Genomic DNA, 13,787 nt, shown 5'->3' on the forward strand with positions numbered 1-13,787 from the left:
CGTTTTCTTCGGCGTAATCCCGCACTCGCCAGCGGGCGCTTTCGCTTGGGCGCCACGATTTGCGCGGCGTTAACCATTCACCGCTAGGCCCGCGGGCATGAGCATCGCGCCGGTCCGACCCGAAAGCGACGTCTCGGCAGGCGTCGGCCTGTCGGGCCTGGCTGCGCTGGCCGCCTGGCTGCTGGTCTGCCGCAACTGGGCGAGCCTTGCCGAAGCGCTCTCGCTGCCTGGTCCGCGCGCGCCGCTGAGCGGGCCTTATGCCGCGGTGGCGACGCTGGTCCTCACCGGCGCGGCGATGACCGCCTGGTCGCTGCTGGTCGACAAGGTTCACCGCCGTCCCTCCACGGGCATCGACTGGACACGCCGCCGCCCGCTGGCCGAGACCCTCGACGTCTCGATCACCAAGCTCGCCGGTCTGTGGGCCACCTGGGCGGCGATCGCGTTCTTCTACTGCGTCGGGCGCTGGTACTGGGATGGCCAATACCTCTTCGCGATGCAGGTGCTGGGCGCCGCGGCGATCCCGCTGTTCCTGCTCTCGATCCCTTACGTCCTGTGGCTCGACCGCGTGCTGGTGGAGCCGCGCGACGCCGCCTGGCACTTCGGCGCGATGCTGGTGGGTCGCGGGGACTGGGCGGCGGAGCCGGTGCGCAGCCACTGGCGGGCCTGGGCGATCAAGGCGTTCTTCGGGGCCTTCATGATCTCGATCCTGCCGGGCGGCTTTGCCCGCGTGGTGGAAGGCGACTTCGCCGGCGCGATCCACGATCCCGTCGCGCTCGGCGCGTTGGTGATCGAGGCGCTGTTCCTGGTCGACGTCCAGATCGGCACCGTGGGCTACCTCTTCACCTTTCGCCCGCTCGACGCGCAGATCCGCAGCGGCAACCCGCTGCTCGCCGGCTGGGTGGCCGCGCTGCTATGCTATCCGCCCTTCGTCTGGGGCACGATGGGCCGCGCCGACGTGCTGGGCTACGAGGTCAACACCCCCGGCTGGGCCCACTGGATGGCGGCCTACGACCTGCTGGCGTGGGGCTGGGCGGCGCTGCTGGTGGGTCTGACCGCGATCTATGCCTGGGCCACGCTCGCCTTCGGCCTGCGCTTCTCCAACCTCACGTACCGCGGCGTGGTGACCAACGGACCCTACCGCTTCACCCGGCACCCGGCCTACCTGTCGAAGAACCTGTTCTGGTGGGCCTCGACCCTGCCGTTCCTCGTCAGCAGCGGTTCGCTGACCGACGCGGTGCGCAACACCGTGCTGCTCGGGCTGGTGAGCGCCATCTACTACTGGCGCGCCCGCACCGAGGAGGCGCACCTGCTGGCCGAGGACCCGAAGTATCGTGCGTACCACGCCTGGATGGGCGAGAATGCGGCGATCACCCGCGGCCTCGCGCGTCTCGGCGAACGCCTGCTGCCCCGCCCGCGCGGCTGACGGGCAGCCGCCGGCTGCTCAGAAGCTCTTGTGCGCGTAGATGCGCGAGAGGTCGCCGCCCCATTCGCCGTGATAGAGGTCGAGCAGCTTCTGCGCCGGCACCTTGCCGCTGGCGACGATCTCGGCCAGCGGTTCGAGGTAGCCGGTCTCGTTCTCGCCCGCGCCGTTGAGGCGCCCGCGTGCGGCGAGGCCCTTGCGGGCGATATCCAGCACCTCCCCGGCGATGTCGCGCAGGGTGCCGCCGCCCGGCAGCGGCGCGTCGAGGCCGAGGCGGGGTGCGGCGCTGCGCAGCGCCTCGCGGCCTTCCATGTCCCAGCCCTTGACGAGGTCCCAGGCCGCGTCGAGCGCGCCCTGGTCGTAGAGCAGGCCCACCCAGAACGCGGGCAGCGCGCAGATGCGGTTCCACGGGCCGCCATCGGCCCCCCGCATCTCGAGGAAGGACTTGAGCCGCACTTCGGGGAAGGCGGTGGAAAGGTGGTCCTGCCAGTCGGACAGGCGCGGCCGCTCGCCGGGCAGCACCGACAGCTCGCCCTTGAGGAAGTCGCGGAACGAGAGGCCCGCCGCGTCGATGTACCGGCCGTCGCGGAAGACGAAGTACATCGGGACGTCGAGCATGTAGTCCACGTAGCGCTCGTACCCGAAGCCGTCCTCGAACACGAAGGGCAGCATGCCGGTGCGCGCCGGGTCGGTGTCCGACCAGATGTGGCTGCGGTAGGAAAGATAGCCGTTGGGCTTGCCTTCGGTGAAGGGCGAGTTGGCGAAGAGCGCGGTCGCCAGCGGCTGGAGCGCCAGCGAGGTGCGGAACTTCTGCGCCATGTCGGTCTCGCTCGCATAGTCGAGGTTGACCTGGATGGTGCAGGTGCGCAGCATCATGTCGAGGCCCATCGTGCCCACCCGCGGCATGTGTCGCAGCATGATGGCGTAGCGGCCCTTGGGCATGATCGGCAGCTCTTCGCGCGTCTTGTCCGGCCACATGCCGAGCCCGAGGTAGCCCTTGCCGATGCGCTCGCCGATGGTCTTGACCTGGGACAGGTGGCGACCTGTCTCGGCGCAGGTCTGGTGCAGGTTCTCCAGCGGCGCACCGGAGAGCTCGAGCTGCCCGGCGGGCTCCAGGCTGACGTTGCCGTCGGCGCCCTTCATGGCGATGACGTTCGCGGTGCCCCCGGGGCCTTCCTCGACGAGCGGCTCCCAGCCGAACTCGGTGAGCGCCATCAGCAGGTCGCGGATGCCGCCGGGCTCCGCGTAGGACGGCGCGTGGCGGTCGGCGAGGTCGTAGACGAACTTCTCGTGCTCGGTGCCGATCCGCCACGCCTCGCGCGGCTTTTCGCCCGCGGCCATCGGCGCAGCGAGTTGGTCCAGCGTCTCGATGACCGGATCTTCGCGATCCGAAACCTCACGGGTGCTCATGGGCGCGGATTAGTGCGCGGCGCGGGCGGACGCCACAACTTTTTGTACCGCTCGGTCTAGGATTGGGTCCCGGACCAGTCGCCGGCGCTGGCCATCCACAGCGCGGTGGCGGCGACGCAAGCGGTTTCGGCCCGCAGGATGCGCGGGCCAAGGGTGATCGCGCGCGCCTGCGGATGGCCGCGCACGAGCGCGCGCTCGGCCTCGTCGAACCCGCCCTCGGGTCCGACCAGCAGCGCCGCCGGGCCCGCCTGCGCGGCGAAGGCCGCCGCCGCGGGGGCGCCGCCCTGCTCGTCGGCGAAGAACAGCGTGCGCTCCTGCGGCCAGTCGCGCAGCAGCGCTTCGAGCCGGGTGACCGGCTCCAGCACCGGCAGGGCGGTGCGCGCACACTGCTCGGCCGCTTCGGTGACGATGGCGGCGGCGCGCTCGGGATTGAGCTTGTCGGCGACGCAGCGGCGCGTGACCAGCGGCTGGATTCGCGCCACGCCCAGCTCGGTCGCCTTCTCCAGCACGAGGTCGAAGTTGGGCTTCTTGAGCAGCGCGGCGCAGAGCGTGAAGTCGGGCACCGCCTCGCGCGGGCGCAGCCGCTGCCGGGCGGCGAGCACCACGTCGCGCTTGCCGGCGGAGACGACCTCGCAGGCCCATTCGCCGGTCGCGTCGTCGCAGGCGATCACCGCATCGCCCGGCGCCACGTGCATGACCTTGGCGAGGTAGTGGGCCTGCTGGCCCTCCACGGCGAGTTGCGCGCCTTCCGCCAGCGGTCCGGCGACGAAGAGGCGGGGGGCCGAACGGGGCGGCCATGCGGGCGTGGCGGGCATCTGGGGCAAGGGTCCTCGGCAAGGGGCGGCCCTTTTCGCGCGATCCGGCCGCCGGCGCAATCGCCAGACCGCTTGCGTCGAACTGTGCAGAAAGCACGTTTCCCATGACACCGCCGCCTCGATGGACTAGTCACCGCCTCGTGTCCGAACCTTCGCTCGTCCCCGACAGCCAGCATCGCGGGCTGGTTTCGCTTCTGCCGCAGCCGCTGCGCGACTATGCCATGCTGGCCCGTTTCGACCGGCCGATCGGCTGGTGGCTGCTGTTCTGGCCCTGCGTCTGGGGGGTGATGCTGGCAGGCGGCGAATCGGAGTGGGGGCTGATCGCCTGGCTGCTGGCGGGCGCCATCGCGATGCGCGGGGCGGGCTGCGTCTACAACGACATCGTCGATGCCGACCTCGACCGCCGCGTCGCCCGCACCGCGCAGCGCCCCGTCGCCAGCGGGCGCGTGAGCCGCACGGGCGCCGCCGCCTGGCTGGGGGTGCTCTGCCTGGTCGGGCTGGTGGTGCTGGTCCAGCTGCGCTGGCAGGCCCAGCTGGTGGCGCTGGGCAGCCTGGCGCTGGTCGCCGCTTACCCGTTCATGAAGCGGATCACCTGGTGGCCGCAGGCGTGGCTGGGAATGGTCTTCACCTGGGGGGCGCTGGTCGGCTGGGTCCAGATCCGCGGGGACCGGCTGGAAGTGCTGGCCGCCCTCTACGCCGGCGCGATCGCCTGGTGCGTGGGCTACGACACCATCTACGCCCTGCAGGACCGGGAGGACGACGCGCTGGTGGGCATCCGCTCCTCCGCGCTGCGCCTGGGCGGCCACGTACGCGGCGGTGTCGCCGCGTTCTACGCGCTGGCGGTGGCGTTCTGGGCGCTGGCGTTCTGGTCGCTGCGACCCGACTGGGTGGCGCTCGCCGCGCTGGCGCCGGTGGCGCTGCACATGGGCTTCCAGGTCGTGACCCTCGATCCTGCGGACGGCGAGAACGCGCTCGCCCGCTTCCGCTCCAACCGCGATGCCGGGCTGGTGATGGCGCTCGCGTGCTGGGTGGTCGGCAACGCCGGGGTGGTCTGAGCGGCGCTGAATCGCCGCCGCTACTGCGCCGCCAGCAGCTCCTCTGCGCCGCCGAGGTCGACGCTGACCAGGCGCGAGACGCCTTTTTCGACCATCGTCACGCCGAACAGGCGGTGCATCCGGCTCATCGTCACGGCATTGTGGGTGACGACGAGGTAGCGCGTCTCGGTCTCCTGCGTCATCGCTTCCAGGAGGTCGCAGAAGCGCTCGATGTTGGCATCGTCGAGGGGGGCGTCGACCTCGTCGAGCACGCAGATCGGCGCCGGGTTGGTGAGGAACAGCCCGAAGATCAGCGCCACCGCCGTCAGCGCCTGCTCGCCGCCGGAGAGCAGGGTGAGCGACTGCAGCCGCTTGCCCGGCGGCTGGGCGTAGATCTCAAGCCCCGCTTCGAGCGGATCGTCCGAATCGACGAGCGCGAGGTGCGCCTGGCCGCCCTGGAACAGCCGCGTGAACAGCCGGCGGAAGTGGCCGTCCACCGCCTCGAAAGCGGCGCGCAGGCGCTCGCGGCCCTCGCGGTTGAGATTCCCGATCGAGCCGCGCAGGCGGTTCACCGCTTCAGTCAGCTCCGCCTTCTCGGTGACCGAAAGGCCCAGCTGCGATTCGGCTTCGGCAAGCTCGTCCGCGGCGACCAGGTTGACCGGGCCGATCCGCTCGCGCTCGGCGACCAGGCGCTCCATCGCCGTGCCCTCGACCTCGGCGCTGCCGACCTCGGCGGGGGCGAAGGCGAAGCGCTCGGCCAGGACCGGGGGCGGGCACTGGAAGCGCTCGCCCGAGACGCGGGTGGTCTCCACCCGGCGCGCGTCCTCGTTCTCGGCGCGGGCGACGGCCCCGGCACGCGCCTCGCGGGCGGAGGCGAGCGCCTCCTGCGCGGAGCTCAGCGCGGCATCGGCCTTGCGCGCCGCCTCGGTGGCGCCGGCCAGCACGGCCTCGGCCTTGGCGAGGTCCTCGGCCAGACGCGCGCGGATCGCCTCGCCCTGCTCGATCTGCGCCATCAGCGAGGCGGGCTTGGCGGCGACGACGGCGCGCTCGGTCTCGATCTCCTCCAGGCGCCCGGCCATCTGCGCGAGCCGCGTGGCGGCATCCCCGGCGCGCGCCTGCCAGCCGCGGATGTCGGCGCGCTGGGTGGTGGTCCGCTCACGCGCGACGGCGAGTGCCTGATCGTGCCCGGCGAGCGCGGCCATGGCGTGCTGGAGGGCGGAGCGGGCGTCGAGGTGCCGCCGCTGCGCCACTTGTAGGTCCTCCCGTCCGGCGGCGGGATCGGGCAGGGCGGCCCGCTTGGCCTCGGCCGCCGAGACCTCGGCGTCCGCGCCCAGGCGCTGCTCCGCAGTCTCGCGCAAGGCGGCGTCGAGCTCGGCGCGGCGGGCGCGCAGGCGGGCGCGGGCATCCTCGGCCTGGTCCACCGCGCGCAGGGCGGTGCGCTCGGCCTCGGCGGCGGCAGCGATGGCCCGCTCGGCGGCGATCACGCGCGCGGAGAGCCCGGACAGCTCGCGCTGCGCCTCGCCCTGGCGCGCCTCGGCCTTCGACAGGGCCGTCCGCAAGGCGGGAAGCTGGGCGTCGAGCTGCGCGAAGCGGTTCTCCGCCTCCAGCCGCGCCGCCTCGGCCGCGCCTTCGCCCCGCGCGACGAAGCCGTCCCAGCGGCGCAGCATGCCGGCGCGGGTGACCAGCCACTCGCCCGGCGCCAGCGCCTGTCCTTCGTCGGCCTCGGCGAAGCGGACCAGCGCCAGCCGGGCCGCGAGCTCGGGCGGGCACTGGAGGACGTGGGCGGCAAGGGTCTCGGGGTGCGGGGCGGGTGCCTCGGCCCCGGTCCAGAAGCGGCCGTCGGCGTTCGGGACCACGCCGAGCGGCGCCCGGGCATCGCGGCCCAGCACCGCCGCGAGCGCGCGCTCGTAGCCCGGCGCGGCGCGCAGCGCGTCGATGGCGACGGGCAATCCGTGCGCCGCCCGGGCGCCCTTGGCGCGGGCCTCACGGTCGCGCAGCAGCGCGGCATGCTCGCGCTCGATGCCGGTGAGGTCGGCGCGCGCCCCGGACAGCGCCGAGGCGGCGGCATCCCGCTCGGCCTGGAGCGCGGCCTTGCGGTCCTGCATCGCCTCGAGCCCCGACCGTGCCTCGGCCAGCGCGGCGGCGGCGGCTTCGGCCCTGGCCCGCGCGGCGGCGCCGGCCGCGTCGAGCTCCGCGGCATCGGCCAGCGCGGCGACCTGCCCCTCGATCCGGCCCGCGTCTTGCGCGACCCGCGCCTGGTGCGCGCGGGCCTGCGCCAGCTCGGCCTCGGCGATTCGCCACTCCGCCTCGACCCCGGCCTGGCGCGCGGTGGCCTGCGCGAGGTCGAGCTCGGCCGCGCGGGAGGCCTGCTCGGCGCCGTCGAGCGCATTGGCGAAGCGGGGGCGCAGCGCTTCGTCGGCGGCGAGCTGCGTCTCGCCCTCCACCAGTTCGCGCTCCAGCCGCGCCAGCGCCTCGGCCGCGTCGCGGGTGAGGCGGTCGGCGTCGCGGCGGTCCTCCTCCAGGCGGGTGCGCTGGCGCTCGAGGTCGGCGAGGCGCTGCTCGGCGGCTTCGAGCTGGCTGGTGAGCGTCGCCATGCGGTGGCCCTGCGCGCTGGCATCGTCGCGCCGGTCGGCCAGTTCGTCCCGCGCGGCGGCCAGGGCCGCGGCGGCACCGGCCTGCTGCGCCTGCGCCTCTGCGGCAAGCGCCTGGGCGGTGCCGACGCGGGTCTCGGCGGCCTGTGCCTCCTTGCGCGCGGCCTCGGCGGCGGCGGCGGCATCGCGCCAGCGCGCGAAGACCAGCCGTGCCTCTGCCAGGCGGACCTGGTCGGAGAGGGCCCGGTAGCGATCGGCCGCCTTGGCCTGGCGGCGCAGTGTCGCCACCTGCCGGTCGAGCCCGGCCATGATGTCATCGAGCCGGGCGAGGTTCGCCTCGGTCGCGCGCAGCCGCTGCTCGGCGTCGCGGCGACGGACGTGGAGCCCGGCGATGCCGGCCGCCTCTTCCAGCATGGCGCGGCGCTCGGCGGGCTTGGCGGCGATCACCGCGGCGATGCGGCCCTGGCTGACCAGCGCCGGGCTGTGCGCGCCGGTGGCGGCGTCCGCGAAGACCAGCGCCACGTCCTTGGCACGCACGTCGCGGCCGTTGATGCGGTAGGCGCTGCCCGCGCCGCGCTCGATGCGGCGGACGACTTCCAGCTCCTCGCGGGTGCCGTCGGCCCGGGCCGCGGTGTCGGCCTTGAGCACGACTTCGGCGAAGGCGCGGGGCGGGCGCTTGTCGGTGCCCGCGAAGATCACGTCCTCCATGCCGCCACCGCGCATCGACTTGGGCGAGCTTTCGCCCATGACCCAGCGGATGGCTTCAAGCAGGTTGGACTTGCCGCAGCCGTTGGGCCCGACGACGCCGGTCAGCCCCGGCTCGATGCGCAGTTCGGCCGGCTCGACGAAGCTCTTGAACCCGCTGAGCTTGAGCCGGTGGATGCGCATCGCCGTCTCGTCAGCCCCGCATCAGCGGGCGCCGGCCTGCTGCAGCTTGGCTTCCAGTTCCTTCCACCCCATCGAGCCGACGTTGTTGCCGTTGATGATGAAGGTCGGGGTGCCCGTGACGGCGTACTGGTCGGTCGCCTTCTGGGTCTGGTCGGCGAAGGCCTTGGCCCGCGCGGTGTCGGCCAGGCAGGTCCGGCCCTGGTCGCGCGAGATCCCGCGCGAGGCGAAGAACTCGGTCATGCCGGCCACGTCCGCCACGGCGACGAGCTGCTGGTCGCGCGGGAGGGCGTTGATCTGCTGCAGCCGCGCGTCCCCGGCGGCCTGGATGTTCTGGAACATGGTCGGCTGCCAGGCCCAGAACTGCTCGCTCAGCGGAATCACCGCCTCGGTCGATCCACAGGTAGCGAGCACCGAGGCGGGCACGTCGAAGGGGTTGAGCATGAAGTAGCGCAGCTCGTAGCTGACGTGGCCGCTGGCGACGTAGTCGTCGCGCAGCTTCTCGAAGCTCTCCTTGGCGAACTCGGCGCAGTGCGAGCAGCTGAGCGCGCCGTACTCGACCAGCTTGATCGGGGCGTCGGGGTTGCCGAGGCGGTAGCCGCCGTCAGGCGTCTTGGCGACGACGTCGGCCCAAGCCTTGCCCGCGGGCGCGGCGACGCGGGCGACCGGCTCGCCCGAGGTGGCGCCGGCGGCGGCATCCTCCTTCTTGCCGCAGGCGGCGAGGCCGAGGGCGAGCGGCGCGACCAGCAGGCCGAGCGTGATGGAGCGGAGACGGTTGCGCATCATCGAGGCGAATCCTTGCGTGGGGTCTTGGGACAGAGGGCTAGCCCAGGGACGGCGGAAGGCAAAGCGCGGTGCGGCGGCTTTCGACGCTGTCTTCCACAGCCCGGGATCAGATGTTGCCGGCGCGCTGGCGGGCGACCTTCTCGGTGATCGCCTTGGACACGGAGGCCCAGTCGTGCGCGTCGAGCAGTTCGCCGTCGAGCGTGAAGCTGGGGGTGCCCTCGATCCCGAGCGCGGCGCCTTCGGCCTGCTGCGCCTTCAGCTTGTCCAGCATCGGCTGGTTGGCCAAGCAGGCATCGGCCTGCGCCCGGCCGATGCCCCAGCTCGCCATCTTGTCGTAGAAGCCGAGGTCGCTGGCGATCGCGCGCATGCGGGCGGGCATCTCGCCCTGGTACCAGCGCCGCTGCTGCTCGGCATTGGCGGCCTGCGCCTTGGCGAGCCACTGCTCCTGCGAGGCGAAGAAGGCGGAATGGCGCACGAAGAAGCGCTTGGGGTCGCCGCAGTTGGTGAGCATGGCGACGGTGAGGTCCAGCGGGTTGCGCAGGAAGTTGGTGACGGTGACCGAGACCTGGCCCTTGGGCACCAGCGTCAGGCGCAGCACCGGGTCGGCCTCCTTGTGGAAGTGCGCGCAGTGCGGGCAGGTGTAGCTGACGTATTCGACCAACTTGACCGGCGCCTCCGGGTTGCCGAGGCGATGGCTGCCGTTGGCCATGGTCTCGACGCGGGCGGCCCAGTTGGTGGCGGCCGGCGCGGTGGGCGCGGCCTTCTTCGGCGCGGCGGCGATGCTGAGCGCGGCGCAGGCGATGAGCGCGGCGAGCGGGAGGGTCTTCATCACTGGTCTTCCTGGCTGTCCCTGGCGTTCATGCTGCGCGCCAGCGATTCGAGCACCGCGCGAAGCTCCGGATCGCCGATGTCGCGCAGCGATTCGCCGAGTTCGAACGGCACCGGCTTGAGCGAGGGCGGCGCCGCGCGCGGCTTCGCAGCAGCGGGCGGCTTGACCTCGCCCTGCCGCAGCTTGACTCGCGCGACCGCGTTGTATCCGAAGAAGCGGTTCACCCGTTCGACGATCTCGGGGATCACGTGCTGGATGACCGGGGCATGGGCGGGCACCACCACCAGCTGGAGGATGCCGTCGCTCTTCTCGCCCGGCGGAAAGCGGATCGATTCCGGCGCACAGACGCGGGCATGGCGGGCGCCGACGATTTCCGGCCAGCGGGTGACGACGCTCGACTGCACGAAGCCGAAGCGGCGGAACGCGGTGCGGCCCACTTCGGGCATCAGCTCCGAGATCGGACGCGCCTGACCGCCGCGCGGCCGCTCGAAGCGCTTGAGCGGCGTGCCGCGTTCGCCCCGCGCGCCGGCCGCCTTGCGGGCCGGTTTGCCCGCTTCACCCGAATGTTTGCCGCGATCCCGTTCCATTGCCGCCGCTCCAATGCCATAGCACGCGCATGGACGCCAGTTCGGATACCAGCCGCGACGCGATCGCCGGCCTCCTGCTCGACTGGTACGACATCCACGCCCGCGAGCTGCCCTGGCGCGCCCGGCCGGGTCAGGCGGCGCCCGATCCCTATCGCGTGTGGCTGTCCGAGGTCATGCTCCAGCAGACCACGGTGGCGGCGGTGAAGGACTACTTCGCGCGCTTCACCGCGCGCTGGCCCAGCGTCGAGGCGCTCGCCGGGGCCGCCGACGAGGAGGTCATGGGGGCCTGGGCGGGCCTGGGCTACTACGCGCGGGCGCGCAACCTTCTGGCCTGCGCCCGCGAGGTCGCCGGACGCGGCGGCCGCTTCCCCGACACCGAGGAGGGGCTGCGCGCACTGCCGGGGCTGGGCGCCTATACCGCGGCGGCGGTCGCTGCGATCGCCTTCGGGCGGCACGCGGTGGTGGTCGATGCCAACGTCGAGCGCGTGGTCTCCCGCCTCTTCACGATCGAGGCGCCGCTTCCCGGAAGCCGTCCGACAATCCGGGCGCACGCCGCAACCATCACGCCCGAGCGGCGCGCCGGCGACTTCGCGCAGGCCATGATGGACCTGGGCGCCACGATCTGCACCCCGCGCGCGCCGCGCTGCCTGCTGTGTCCCCTGGCAGCGCAGTGCCGCGCGCGCCGGAGCGGCGACCCGGCGCGGCTCCCGGCCAAGGCTGCGAAGAAGGCGCGGCCATCGCGCCGGGGCCGCGCCTTCTGGATCGCGCGCGAGACGCCCGCCGGAGAGGAGGTCTGGCTGGTCCGCCGCCCCGGCAGCGGCATGCTGGGCGGCATGCGCGCGCTGCCCGACGATGGCTGGGCCGCCCGCGCCGACGGATCGGGCACGGCGCCGCTGCCCGGCCCGTGGGAAGGCGCGGGACGGGTCGAGCACGGCTTCACCCACTTCGCGCTGGAGCTGGAGCTCTCGATCTATCTCGGACGGGAGTTCGAGGAGCTGGCCGAGGGTTCGGGCGCGGGCGAGTGGTGGCCGCTGGAGCGGCTGGACGAGGCCGGGTTGCCGACGCTCTTCGCCAAGGCCGCCCGGCTGGCGCTGGCCGAAAGCGAGGACGCATGACGCGCGAGAGCCTACAGGCCGCGCTCGACAGGCGGATGCTGCTGCGCCTGGGCGCCGCGGCCGGGCTGGGGACGATGCTGCTCCCCCGCCTGGTCCGCGCCGCTGCCGAGCCGGACTCGCTGCCACAGGTGCGCGCCCTCATCGCGCGCTGGGTGGGGCCCGGCCGGTTCCCCGGGATGGTCGCCTCGCTCGGCCTGCCCGGACGCGAGCCGGAGTTCGTGGCCCTCGGATCGGAAGGCTTCGTCGACCCGGACCCGGTCTCGCCCGACAGCCTGTTCCGCATCTACTCGATGACCAAGCCGGTGACCGGCATGGCGGCGATGCACCTGATCGCGCAGGGCAAGCTGGGCCTCGACCAGCCGGTCCACGAAATCCTGCCGGCCTATCGCCACATGCAGGTGCAGGACAGCTACGACGGCGCGATCACCGCGCTGCACCCCGCGCCGCGGCCGATCACCATGCGCCACCTGATGACGCACACCTCCGGCCTGGGGTACAGCATCGTCCAGCAGGGTCCGATCAAGGCGCTGATGGAAGAGCAGGGCCTCGTCGCCGGGCAGATCAGCCGCATGCGCTTCCCCGGCCTGTTTCGCGGCGAGCCCGTGCGCGGGCTCGACGTCTTCGCCGACCGCCTCGCCCGGGTGCCGCTGGTCGCCGATCCGGGGACGCGGTTCAGCTACTCGATGGGGCTCGACCTGATGGGCCGGGTGATCGAGGTGGTCACCGGCATGCCGTTCGACGCCTACCTGCACGAGACGATCTTCGCGCCCGCCGGCATGACCAGCACGTGGTTCCGGGTTCCCGCCGCCGAGGCGCACCGGCTGACGACCAACTATGCCGCGGCGGGAGACACGCTGCTGCCGCTCGATCGCGGCGAGACCTCGATCTTCCTCGACCCGCCGCCTTTTCCCTTCGGCGGTGCAGGGCTGGTCAGCACCCCGCGCGACTACGACCGCTTCCTGCGCATGCTCGCGCAAGGGGGCGAGATCGGCGGGCGGCGCGTACTGGCGCAAGCAGCGGTGCGGACCGGCACGGCCGATCTCCTCCCGCCCGGCGTCAGCCTGCCGGCGATGCTGGGCGGACCGGCGGGCTTCGGCGCCGGAGGCCGCGTCGGGCAGGGGGCGGAGGCGGGGATCTTCGGCTGGTCGGGCGCCGCCGGCACGGTCGGCATGGTCGACATGGTCCGCGGCTTGCGCTCGCAGATCTTCGTGCAGTTCATGCCGCCCACCGCCAACACCCTCTTGCCCGAGTTCCAGGCCGCGTTGAAGGCCGACGTGACGGCCCTGCTGGAGACACGCTGACGTGCACCGCCTCGCTTCCGACCCGATCGCCGCTCCCATCGCCGCCCCCATCGCCTTCGCCGGCTCGCCGCTCGACCGGGCCGACCACCTGCGCAGCGACCCGGAGGCGATCGCTGCGCTCGCCGGTCCCCGCGCCCGGCTGCTGAAGCTGGACGGGCTCGACCCGGTGCTCACGCCCGAAGGCGCGCTGGAATGGGGCACGCTGGCGGACGCGGCGCCGGGCAGCGAACTGGTCTTCCTCGGCCTGGAAGGCGAGGAGAGGGCCTGCTTCGCCGCGGTTCCTCCCGCCAGCCCTGCGGGTGGCCCCCATGCGGGCCCCGCGAGCTGGAATGCGATGAACCTGCTGGCGCCGGGCGACCTGGCCGCCTACGGGGGCGCCCGGGCGCTCGTCGGCTGGCATGCGCGCCACCGCTTCTGCGCCGTCTGCGGCCAGCCCACGGCTCTCGCCAAGGGCGGTTGGCAGCGTACCTGCACGAACTGCGCGGCCGAGCACTTCCCGCGGGTCGATCCGGTCACCATCATGACCGTGGAGCACGAGGGCCGCCTGCTGCTCGGCCGCCAGCCCCGCTTCCCGGCCGGCCGCTACTCCGCGCTCGCCGGTTTCGTCGAGCCGGGCGAGACGATCGAGGAAGCGGTGGCGCGCGAGGTCTTCGAGGAAGCCGGCGTGCGCGTGCGCGACGTCGCCTACGTCGCCAGCCAGCCCTGGCCGTTCCCATCCTCGCTGATGATCGGCTGCCACGCCTTCGCCGACGCGCCGGCGATCACCATCGACGCGACCGAACTGGAGGACGCCCGCTGGTTCACGCGGGAGGAGGTGGTCGACGCATTGGACGCGATCGAGGCAGGCGACATGGGCCGCGCCTTCGGCGCACCGCCCCGGCATGCAGTGGCGCATGTCCTGCTGCGCTGGTGGGTGGAGCAGGGCTAAAGGGGACCCTTCGACATGCAGGGCGAGCGGGGTCGGCGGGGTGGCCCTTTGATAAGCGCAGGGCGAGCGGGCGACAGGCCGACTTC

General features: G+C 73.1%; 11 protein-coding genes. 5 read left to right on the forward strand and 6 right to left on the reverse strand.

The features are described 5' to 3' along the window. Positions 1-97 precede the first annotated feature (97 nt). Positions 98-1,423, forward strand: coding sequence for a methyltransferase family protein (locus ACFFJC_RS15115; protein WP_379488315.1), 1,326 nt, complete (start codon positions 98-100; stop codon positions 1,421-1,423). A gap of 18 nt (positions 1,424-1,441) precedes the next feature. Here ACFFJC_RS15115 and ACFFJC_RS15120 read toward each other — a convergent pair whose 3' ends face one another. Both ACFFJC_RS15120 and ACFFJC_RS15125 read right to left on the reverse strand, forming a co-directional pair. After that, entirely contained in the window at positions 1,442-2,830 is a 1,389-nt protein-coding gene (locus ACFFJC_RS15120; RefSeq protein WP_379488316.1) for a glutamate--cysteine ligase, read from the reverse strand. A 56-nt stretch (positions 2,831-2,886) separates the two neighbouring features. After that, entirely contained in the window at positions 2,887-3,645 is a 759-nt protein-coding gene (locus ACFFJC_RS15125) for a 16S rRNA (uracil(1498)-N(3))-methyltransferase (protein WP_379488317.1), read from the reverse strand. Positions 3,646-3,785: 140 nt separating this feature from the next. Between ACFFJC_RS15125 and ubiA the strand changes: the two genes are divergently transcribed. Then, positions 3,786-4,700: a 4-hydroxybenzoate octaprenyltransferase gene (gene ubiA / locus ACFFJC_RS15130; RefSeq protein WP_379488318.1), complete on the forward strand. Its 915-nt coding sequence runs from the start codon at positions 3,786-3,788 to the stop codon at positions 4,698-4,700. Positions 4,701-4,720: 20 nt separating this feature from the next. Here the strand turns inward: ubiA and ACFFJC_RS15135 are convergent, their stop codons facing one another. The 4 genes from ACFFJC_RS15135 to ACFFJC_RS15150 all read right to left on the reverse strand — a co-directional run bounded on the left by ACFFJC_RS15135 (position 4,721) and on the right by ACFFJC_RS15150 (position 10,357). Beyond that, a complete protein-coding gene (locus ACFFJC_RS15135; protein ID WP_379488319.1) occupies positions 4,721-8,158 on the reverse strand; it encodes a chromosome segregation SMC family protein in 3,438 nt (1,145 codons plus the stop codon). 21 nt (positions 8,159-8,179) lie between these two features. Beyond that, on the reverse strand, positions 8,180-8,941 hold the full coding sequence (locus tag ACFFJC_RS15140) for a thioredoxin domain-containing protein (RefSeq protein WP_379488320.1): 762 nt from the start codon (positions 8,939-8,941) through the stop codon (positions 8,180-8,182). A 106-nt stretch (positions 8,942-9,047) separates the two neighbouring features. Continuing rightward, entirely contained in the window at positions 9,048-9,770 is a 723-nt protein-coding gene (locus ACFFJC_RS15145; RefSeq protein ID WP_379488321.1) for a thioredoxin domain-containing protein, read from the reverse strand. Further along, positions 9,770-10,357: a DUF721 domain-containing protein gene (locus ACFFJC_RS15150; RefSeq protein WP_379488322.1), complete on the reverse strand. Its 588-nt coding sequence runs from the start codon at positions 10,355-10,357 to the stop codon at positions 9,770-9,772. Before ACFFJC_RS15150 ends, ACFFJC_RS15145 begins: the two co-directional genes overlap by 1 nt. Before the next feature lie 29 nt (positions 10,358-10,386). Here ACFFJC_RS15150 and ACFFJC_RS15155 point away from each other — a divergent pair, with 29 nt between their 5' ends. Genes ACFFJC_RS15155 through nudC form a run of 3 tightly spaced genes read left to right on the forward strand, consistent with a single transcriptional unit; the run spans position 10,387 to position 13,701 of the window. After that, positions 10,387-11,472 carry an A/G-specific adenine glycosylase gene (locus ACFFJC_RS15155; protein WP_379488323.1) on the forward strand — a complete coding sequence of 362 codons (1,086 nt, stop codon included), beginning with the start codon at positions 10,387-10,389 and terminating at the stop codon, positions 11,470-11,472. Then, complete coding sequence (locus ACFFJC_RS15160) at positions 11,469-12,773, forward strand: serine hydrolase domain-containing protein (RefSeq protein ID WP_379488324.1); 1,305 nt, start codon at positions 11,469-11,471, stop codon at positions 12,771-12,773. Before ACFFJC_RS15155 ends, ACFFJC_RS15160 begins: the two co-directional genes overlap by 4 nt. 1 nt (position 12,774) lies before the next feature. Beyond that, positions 12,775-13,701 (forward strand): NAD(+) diphosphatase, encoded by a 927-nt coding sequence (nudC, locus tag ACFFJC_RS15165; protein ID WP_379488325.1) that lies wholly within the window; start codon positions 12,775-12,777, stop codon positions 13,699-13,701. The last annotated feature ends 86 nt before the right edge of the window (positions 13,702-13,787 follow it).

The sequence above is a fragment of the Novosphingobium soli genome (genome assembly GCF_042432915.1).
GTDB lineage: Bacteria > Pseudomonadota > Alphaproteobacteria > Sphingomonadales > Sphingomonadaceae > Novosphingobium > Novosphingobium soli.

Excerpts from the sequence above, each read along its gene's own strand:
- ACFFJC_RS15115 (WP_379488315.1), top strand. The coding sequence starts at position 98 with ATGAGCATCGCGCCGGTCCGACCCGAAAGCGACGTCTCGGCAGGCGTC.
- ACFFJC_RS15120 (WP_379488316.1), bottom strand. The coding sequence starts at position 2,830 with ATGAGCACCCGTGAGGTTTCGGATCGCGAAGATCCGGTCATCGAGACG.
- ACFFJC_RS15125 (WP_379488317.1), bottom strand. The coding sequence starts at position 3,645 with ATGCCCGCCACGCCCGCATGGCCGCCCCGTTCGGCCCCCCGCCTCTTC.
- ACFFJC_RS15135 (WP_379488319.1), bottom strand. The coding sequence starts at position 8,158 with ATGCGCATCCACCGGCTCAAGCTCAGCGGGTTCAAGAGCTTCGTCGAG.
- ACFFJC_RS15140 (WP_379488320.1), bottom strand. The coding sequence starts at position 8,941 with ATGATGCGCAACCGTCTCCGCTCCATCACGCTCGGCCTGCTGGTCGCG.
- ACFFJC_RS15145 (WP_379488321.1), bottom strand. The coding sequence starts at position 9,770 with ATGAAGACCCTCCCGCTCGCCGCGCTCATCGCCTGCGCCGCGCTCAGC.
- ACFFJC_RS15150 (WP_379488322.1), bottom strand. The coding sequence starts at position 10,357 with ATGGAACGGGATCGCGGCAAACATTCGGGTGAAGCGGGCAAACCGGCC.
- ACFFJC_RS15155 (WP_379488323.1), top strand. The coding sequence starts at position 10,387 with ATGGACGCCAGTTCGGATACCAGCCGCGACGCGATCGCCGGCCTCCTG.
- ACFFJC_RS15160 (WP_379488324.1), top strand. The coding sequence starts at position 11,469 with ATGACGCGCGAGAGCCTACAGGCCGCGCTCGACAGGCGGATGCTGCTG.